The organism is Streptomyces pseudogriseolus (genome assembly GCA_002154585.1).
Taxonomy (GTDB): Bacteria; Actinomycetota; Actinomycetes; order Streptomycetales; family Streptomycetaceae; genus Streptomyces; species Streptomyces pseudogriseolus.
Genome location: MUNG01000145.1, coordinates 1 through 7,227 on the forward strand (window position 1 = coordinate 1; position 7,227 = coordinate 7,227).

8 protein-coding genes and 2 pseudogenes are annotated in these 7,227 nt (G+C 74.7%); 5 read left to right on the top strand and 5 right to left on the bottom strand.

Annotated elements, in window-relative coordinates:
• A pseudogene (locus CCN29_RS34915) lies at positions 1-157 on the top strand (adenylosuccinate lyase); the annotation flags it as partial.
• 44 nt (positions 158-201) lie between these two features.
• Positions 202-702, top strand: a complete 501-nt coding sequence (gene mug, locus CCN29_RS14740) for a G/U mismatch-specific DNA glycosylase (RefSeq protein ID WP_006135250.1) — start codon at positions 202-204, stop codon at positions 700-702.
• A 25-nt stretch (positions 703-727) separates the two neighbouring features.
• Here mug and CCN29_RS14745 read toward each other — a convergent pair whose 3' ends face one another.
• Genes CCN29_RS14745 through CCN29_RS14755 form a run of 3 tightly spaced genes read right to left on the bottom strand, consistent with a single transcriptional unit; the run spans position 728 to position 2,869 of the window.
• Positions 728-1,165, bottom strand: coding sequence for a hypothetical protein (locus tag CCN29_RS14745; RefSeq protein ID WP_006135251.1), 438 nt, complete (start codon positions 1,163-1,165; stop codon positions 728-730).
• Positions 1,166-1,220: 55 nt separating this feature from the next.
• Positions 1,221-1,946, bottom strand: a complete 726-nt coding sequence (locus CCN29_RS14750; RefSeq protein ID WP_006135252.1) for an ABC transporter permease — start codon at positions 1,944-1,946, stop codon at positions 1,221-1,223.
• 2 nt (positions 1,947-1,948) lie between these two features.
• Entirely contained in the window at positions 1,949-2,869 is a 921-nt protein-coding gene (locus CCN29_RS14755) for an ABC transporter ATP-binding protein (protein ID WP_086682382.1), read from the bottom strand.
• Between the two features lie 69 nt (positions 2,870-2,938).
• On the opposite strand from CCN29_RS14755, the pseudogene CCN29_RS14760 reads away from it, so the two are divergent.
• Positions 2,939-3,037 (top strand): annotated as a pseudogene (locus CCN29_RS14760) (DNA-binding response regulator); the annotation flags it as partial.
• Between the two features lie 101 nt (positions 3,038-3,138).
• Positions 3,139-4,296, top strand: a complete 1,158-nt coding sequence (locus CCN29_RS14765) for an ROK family transcriptional regulator (RefSeq protein WP_031016374.1) — start codon at positions 3,139-3,141, stop codon at positions 4,294-4,296.
• A 60-nt stretch (positions 4,297-4,356) separates the two neighbouring features.
• On the opposite strand, the gene CCN29_RS14770 is transcribed toward CCN29_RS14765, so the two are convergent.
• Both CCN29_RS14770 and CCN29_RS14775 read right to left on the bottom strand, forming a co-directional pair.
• Positions 4,357-5,118 (bottom strand): GntR family transcriptional regulator, encoded by a 762-nt coding sequence (locus tag CCN29_RS14770; RefSeq protein WP_006135257.1) that lies wholly within the window; start codon positions 5,116-5,118, stop codon positions 4,357-4,359.
• Positions 5,119-5,296: 178 nt separating this feature from the next.
• Positions 5,297-6,184, bottom strand: a complete 888-nt coding sequence (locus tag CCN29_RS14775; protein ID WP_031016373.1) for an RNA polymerase sigma-70 factor — start codon at positions 6,182-6,184, stop codon at positions 5,297-5,299.
• 186 nt (positions 6,185-6,370) lie between these two features.
• On the opposite strand from CCN29_RS14775, the gene CCN29_RS14780 reads away from it, so the two are divergent.
• The gene (locus CCN29_RS14780) at positions 6,371-7,201 is read left to right on the top strand and encodes an alpha/beta fold hydrolase (protein ID WP_031016372.1); all 831 of its coding nucleotides are present in this window, start codon (positions 6,371-6,373) and stop codon (positions 7,199-7,201) included.
• Positions 7,202-7,227: the final 26 nt, after the last annotated feature.

Consider the following 7,227-nt stretch of genomic DNA (forward strand, 5'->3'; position numbering starts at 1 on the left):
GCCGCTCGGCCGCGCCGAACTGGAGGCGCTGATGGCGGACAAGCTGTCCTTCACGGGCGCCGCGAGCGACCAGGTCGCCACCGTGGTCGCCCGGATCGACGCGATCGTGAAGCAGCACCCGGAGGCCGCCGGCTACACCCCCGGGGCGATCCTCTGAGGCGCTTCACCCAGCAGGAGCTGGAGGCCGCCCGCGACCGCCTCGTGCCGGACGTGGTCGCGGACGGTCTGCGGGTGCTGTTCTGCGGCATCAACCCGGGTCTGATGACGGCCGCCACGGGCCACCACTTCGCCCGCCCCGGCAACCGCTTCTGGCCCGCGCTGCACCGCTCCGGCTTCACCCCGCGCCTGCTGCCGCCGTCGGAGCAGCACGAACTGCTGTCGTACGGGCTCGGCATCACCAACGTGGTGGCGCGGGCGACCGCGCGGGCCGACGAGCTGACCGCCGAGGAGTACCGGCAGGGCGGGCGGGAGCTGGCCGTGAAGGTGACCCGGCTGCGTCCCCGCTGGCTGGCGGTGCTCGGGGTGACCGCGTACCGCGCGGCGTTCGACGACCGTAAGGCCGCGGTGGGGCCGCAGGTCAGGACCATCGGCGCGTCCCGGGTGTGGGTGCTGCCCAATCCCAGCGGGCTGAACGCGCACTGGACGCCGACGACGCTCGCCGAGGAGTTCGCTCGGCTGCGGGAGGCGGCGGAGCGGGAGTGACGGGTGTCCGAGGGGCTCGCGTGTTCTAGGGCGGCGCCGTCTCCGTGACCACGGCAAGCAGCTGCACAGCGTCCGCCGGGTCCCGGTCGGCGAGGGCGACCGCGACCCAGCGGCCGGTCCCCCGCACCTCCCACAACCAGGCCAGGTCCGCGAGGTGACTGAGCCAGGCCCACGGCTCGGGTATGTCCTCCCGCTCCGTGCGCAGCTGCACCGTCCGCAGGTTGTACGGGTCGGTGTCGCCCCAGCGGGAGGCGAGCAGTTCGTACACCGCGTCGCGGCCCTTCTCGAACTGGTCCACCGTCACCGCCCAGCCCGCCGGATCGGCGTCCGGGCGGTCACCGGACTCCAGCACCGCGACATGGTGGCCCGGACCCGAGAAGCCGACGTCCGACGGACCGTGCTCCGCCGGGAAGGGCCGGAAGCACAGTTCGTCGATGAGGGCGATGTGCCGGGCGAGGTTCATGGCTCCAGTAAACCCGCCGCCACTGACAGTTGGCGGCGGGTCAGCCGGCCAGGTCTCAGGCGTCCCGACGGCGCAGCCGCCACGCCCCGGCCAGCAGGGCCGCGGCCGTCCAGCACGCGGTGACGGCAAGTCCCGTCCAGGGGCCGAGCGTTCCGTCGGGCTCGCCGCGCAGCACCGTCTGCCCCGCGCGGTCCGGCAGGAAGTCGACGACGGCGCCGAGCGCGTCGCCGACCACGAACGACACGATCAGGATGAACGGGATCAGCACCGACAGGGTGGCCACCCCGCTGCGCAGCAGCGTCGCCAGTCCGGCCGCGAACAGCGCCATGAGCGTGAGGTAGACGGCGCCGCCGAGCACTCCGCGGACCTGGTCGGCGGTGGTCAGGCCGTCGGCCGCGGCGCCGAGTACGGCCAGCCCCGCGAGCTGCGCCGCGAGACATGTCACCAGGGCCACGGCCAGCACGACGGAGGCGATCGCGGCCGCCTTGGCGGCGAACCACAGCCCGCGCCGCGGGACCGCCGTCAACGACAGCCGTACGGCGGCGCTTTCGCGGTACTCCGCGGACACGGCGAGGGAGCCGAAGGTGAGGGCGGCGATCTGCCCCAGGGTGGTGCCGGACAGGGCCGTGAACAGCGGGTCGGCGCCCGGGTCCTCGGGGTCCAGACCGGCCAGCGCGGAGAACGCAGTGGTCACCGCGAACAGCACGAACAGGGTCGCGAGCAGCGAACGGACGGTGCGGATCTTCAGCCACTCGGAGCGGAAGACGGGGGCGAACGGCACGGTCAGGCCTCCTGGGGCTGGGCGGCGAACTCGGTGTCGGCGGCGGTCAGGTCCAGATAGGCCTGCTCCAGGGTGCCCTCGTCGGCGGCGAGTTCGAGGAGCGGCACCCCCTCGGCGGAGGCGAGGCGCCCGATGTCGTCCACGCGCGCGTCGGGCACGCTCCAATGGCCGTCGGGGTGGCGCACCGCCCGGTGGCCGTGGCGGGCCAGGGCGTTCTCCAGCGCGTCGGGGTCGGAGGTGCGGACCCGTACGGCGGGCCGTACGCGCGCGTCGATGAACTCCCGCACCGAGGTGTCGGCCAGCAGCCGGCCCCGGCCGAGGATGACGAGGTGGTCGGCGAACGCGGCCGTCTCGGTCATCAGATGACTGGACACCAGCACGGTCCGCCCGTCGTCCGCGAGCCGGCGCAGCAGGCCGCGGATCCACACGATGCCCTCCGGGTCGAGGCCGTTGGACGGCTCGTCGAGCATCACCACCTCCGGGTCGCCGAGCAGCGCGGCGGCGATGCCGAGGCGCTGCCGCATGCCGAGCGAGTACGTCCGCGCCCGGCGGCGGGCGGCCGGGCCCAGCCCGGTCTCCTCGAGCACCTCGTCCACGCGGCGGTCCGGGATGCGGTGGGTCGCCGCCAGGACGCGCAGATGGTCGCGGCCGGTGCGGGAGCCGTGCGCGGCGCCGGCGTCGAGCAGCGCGCCCACCCGGCGCAGGGGGTCGCGCAGGGACGCGTACGGCCGGCCGCCGAGGCCGGCCGAGCCGGAGGTGGGGTGGTCCAGGCCGAGCACCAGGCGCATGGTGGTGGACTTCCCTGCCCCGTTGGGGCCGAGGAAGCCGGTGACGCGGCCGGGCGGCACGGTGAAGGTGAGGTGGTCGACGGCTCGTGCGGTGCCGTACTCCTTGGTGAGGTCGCGGACGTCGATGCTGGTCATGGCAGCAGCGTGGCGGACCGGACCCCTGCGGGGCCTCCCCCGCGGGCGGGCTGTTCCTCCCCCGTGCGGAAGACGCACGTGAGCGCGGTCCTGGCGAAGCTGGGCGCGCGGGACCGCACACAGGCGGTGATCACGGCATACGAGTCGGGGTTCGTGGCGCCGGGCTGATGAGGGTGGGCCTGGTGCGGGGTGGCCGGCCGGTGGTCGCCGGGGGGGTGGCGTGACGAGTACGATCCGCGCAACACGCGTACGAGCTGGGAGGACGGACGGTGGGGCGGCTGACCGGCGGGGATCCCTCGCTGCTGCGGAGGATCAACTCCGCGGTGGTGCTGCACGCGTTGCGGGCCACGGACTGCGCGACGCTGACCGAGGTGACCCGGGTGACGGGGCTGTCCCGGCCGACCGTCGAGGGCGTCGTGGAGGGTCTGATCGAGGCCGGCCTCGTCGTGGAGGCCGCGGCCGACGAGGGCGCGGCGCGGCGACAGGGCCGCCCGGCCCGGCGGTTCCGGTTCCGGGCGGAGGCGGGGCATCTGCTGGGCCTGGAGATCGGCGTGCACCGGGTGGCCGCGCTGCTGGCCGATCTGGACGGCCGGGTGATCGGCGCGCAGGTGCGGGACGTGGACGAGACGGTCGACGCCGACGAACGTCTCGACCGGCTGCGGACGGCCGTCGGGGAGCTGCTGCGGCGGGCCGGGGTGCCGCGCGGCTCGCTGCGGGCGGTCGGCGTGGGCACCCCCGGCATCGTCGACGCGGACGGCACGGTGCGGCTGGGCACGGCGCTGCCCGGCTGGACCGGGCTGGGCCTCGGCGAGCGGCTGGGCCGCTCCTTCAAGTGCCCGGTGCTGGTGGAGAACGACGCCAACGCGGCGGTGGTCGCGGAGCACTGGAAGGGCTCCGCGAAGGACCGCGACGACGTGGTGTTCGTGATGGCGGGGCTGAGCCCGGGGGCCGGTTCGCTGATCGGCGGGCGGCTGCACCGCGGGTACGGCGGGGCGGCCGGCGAGATCGGGGCGCTGCATCTGCTGGGGCGTGAGGCGACGCCGGAGACGCTGCTGTCGACCACGGACGAGCCGCTGCACCCGCTGGACGAGCAGGCCGTGGCCCAGGTGTTCGCGCAGGCGCGGCAGGGCGACCAGCGGGCGCTGGCGGCGATGGACAGGTTCATCCAGCGGCTGGTGCACGACGTGGCGGCGCTGGTGCTGGCGCTCGATCCGGAGCTGGTGGTGATCGGGGGCTGGGCGGCCGGTCTGGACGGGGTGCTGGAGCCGCTGCGCCGCGAGCTCGCCCGCTACTGCCTGCGCCCGCCGGAGGTCGCCCTGTCGCTGCTGGGCGAGGCGGCGGTGGCGACGGGCGCGGTGCGGCTGGCGCTCGACCATGTCGAGGAACAGCTGTTCGCGGTGGAGGGCACGGTGACGGCCCGTCGCTGACGGGCGCGCGCCGCGGGGCGGACCCCGCGGCGCGTCGAGACCGTTCCGGACGCCTGGGACTCAGGACGCCTGACGCTCGGGCCCGTGGTGTATCTCGACACCGCCGGAGTCGCCGAAGGTCAGCCGGCAGGTGTCCGCGCGGTAGGTGGCCACCGAGAGCGCGGCGGTGCGTCCGCGGGCGATGTGCCGGGTGGTGACGACGAGGACGGGGGCGCCGGGCAGGCGGTCCAGTTCCTTCGCCGCGTCCGCGCCGGCCGAGCCGAGCTCCACGGCGTTCTCCTGGCGCTCCAGCTCCAGCCGCTGGAGTTCGCGCAGCACCGCGCGGGCCCGCGCCGCGCCGGACGGGGCGTCGATGCCGGAGAGGTCGGGCACCGAGGCGGACGGGATGTACAGCAGCTCGGACGCGACGGGCTGGCCGCGGGAGACGCGGGAGCGCCGCACGATGTGCACGGCCTCGTCGGTGGCGGTCACCAGGGTCTCGGCGAGCGCGGCGGGCGGCACCTCGAGCCGGCAGTCCACGGCGTGCCACGCGTCGTGCGGGCCGCCGGGCCAGGCGTGCTGCTCGCTGCCGACGGAGACGCCCATGCGCGGCGGGGCGACGGTGGTGCCCACCCCGCGGCGGCGCTGCAACCGGCCCTCCAGCTCCAGCTGTTCCAGCGCCTGCCGGAGCGTGGCGCGCGCGACGCCGAAGCGGGCGGCCAGGTCACGCTCGTTGGGCAGGATCTCGCCCACGGCGAACTCCGAGTCCAGCGCCTCGCTGAGCACGGTCTTCAGATGCCAGTACTTCGGTTCCGGCACCGATTCCAGCTGCGTGGTCCCCACCCTGTCCTCCACGATCGCCGTGTCCGGCGGCGTTTTAGCGCCCTTGTTTATTAAAGGTTGTTTCACTTATCAGCGACGATAGGGGGGCCACAGGACTTGGTCAATACCAATCGACACCATGCGAGAGCGCCCCGCAGCACGGTGCGGCGGGGGCGCTCACGGAATTGGACGAACGCGCCTACGGGAGCGTGGCGAGGGCGGCCAGCTTGTCGGGGTTGCGGACCACGTAAACCGTACGGACGCGGTCCCCGTCGGCGTCGATCTGCACGACCGTGTCGGGCTTCCCGCCGGACAGCACGAGCAGGGCGGGCCCGCCGTTGAGTTCGACCATGCGCACGGACACGTCCGGCACCCCCTTGCCCGCCACGCCGACGAAGAAGCGGCCCACGTGGTCGGCGCCGTCCAGGACCCGCAGCGGGGCGCGCGCCTTGCCGCCGCTGTCGCCGACGAGCCGGACGTCGGGGGCGAGCAGCTCCAGCAGGCCGGCCAGGTCTCCCCCGGCGGCCGCGTCCAGGAAGCGTTCGGTGAGGTCGCGGCGGCGGGCGGGGTCGACGTCGTAGCGGGGCCGTCGCTCGTCGACGTGGCGGCGGGCGCGGGCGGCGAGCTGGCGTACGGCCGGCTCGCCGCGGTCCAGCATGGCCGCGATCTCGGCGTACGGGTGGCCGAACGCCTCGCGCAGCACGAACACCGCGCGCTCCAGCGGGGACAGCGTCTCCAGGACGACGAGCACCGCGAGGGACACGGAGTCGGCGAGCACGGCCCGCTCCGCGCCGTCCGCCACGGTGTCGCCGAAGTCGGTGACGTAGGGCTCGGGCAGCCAGGGGCCCACATAGGTCTCGCCGCGCGCCTTGATCTGCCGGAGCCGGTCGACGGCCAGGCGGGTGGTGATCCGCACCAGGAAGCCACGCGGTTCGCGGACCTCGGACCGGTCGCCGCCGGACCAGCGCAGCCACGCGTCCTGCACGACGTCCTCCGCGTCGGCCACCCGCCCCAGCATGCGGTAGGCGACGCCCATCAGAACGGACCGGTGTTCCTCGAAGAGCTCGGTCGTGGTGTCGGCGGTCACGAAGTCATCCCAACGCACGAGGAGGGGGTGTGTCCAGGCGGCGCCCGGACGGTCGGGGGCGGTCGGAAGCGGTGGCCGGCGCGACGGGCTACCCGTCGGTAGGGATTGCTGCCAAGCTGGCCCACGGTGTCAGGCGACACCCCTTTCCGTGAGACCTTGCCCGCGCGTCCGAACGAGGAGCACCTGATGTCCGCGACCGTCACCTGCCAGGTCACCACTGAGCGCGGCCCGGGGACCGTGACCATGTCCTACGCGCGCGTGGGGCGCGGTGAACCGCTGCTCCTGCTGCACGGCATCGGGCATCACCGGCAGGCCTGGGACCCGGTCGTGGACATCCTCGCCACCGAGCGCGAGGTGATCGCCGTGGACCTGCCCGGCTTCGGCGCCTCCCCCGCCCTGTCCGACGGCCTCGACCACGACCTGCCCACGATGACCGCCGCGCTCGGCGCCCTGTGCGAGGCGCTGGAGCTGGACCGGCCGCATGTCGCGGGCAACTCCCTGGGCGGGCTGCTGGCGCTGGAGATGGGACGGGCACAGCTGGTGCGGTCGGTGACGGCTCTGTCCCCCGCCGGTTTCTGGACGCGGGCCGAGCGGCGGTACGCCTTCGCCGTGCTGGCTGCCATGCGGGGGATCGCGGAGCGGATGCCGCCGCGGGTGGTCGAAGGGCTGGCCCGGTCCGCGGTCGGACGGTCCGTGCTGACCAGCACGATCTACGCCCGGCCCGGGCGCCGTGCGCCGGAGGCGGTGGTCGCGGAGACGCGGGCGCTGGCCGAGGCGACCGGGTTCGCCCGTACGTTGCGGGCGGGCGGGTCCGTGCGGTTCACGGAGGACGTGCGGGGTGTTCCGGTGACGGTGGCGTGGGGGGCGCGGGACCGTCTGCTGATCCCCCGGCAGGGGGTGCGGGCGAAGCAGATCATTCCGCGGGCGCGGTTGGTTCGGTTGCCCGGGTGCGGGCATGTGCCGATGAACGACGATCCGGCGTTGGTGGCGCGGGTGTTGCTGGACGGGAGTCGCTGAGGGCGCTGCCGGGGGCGGGCGGGTAC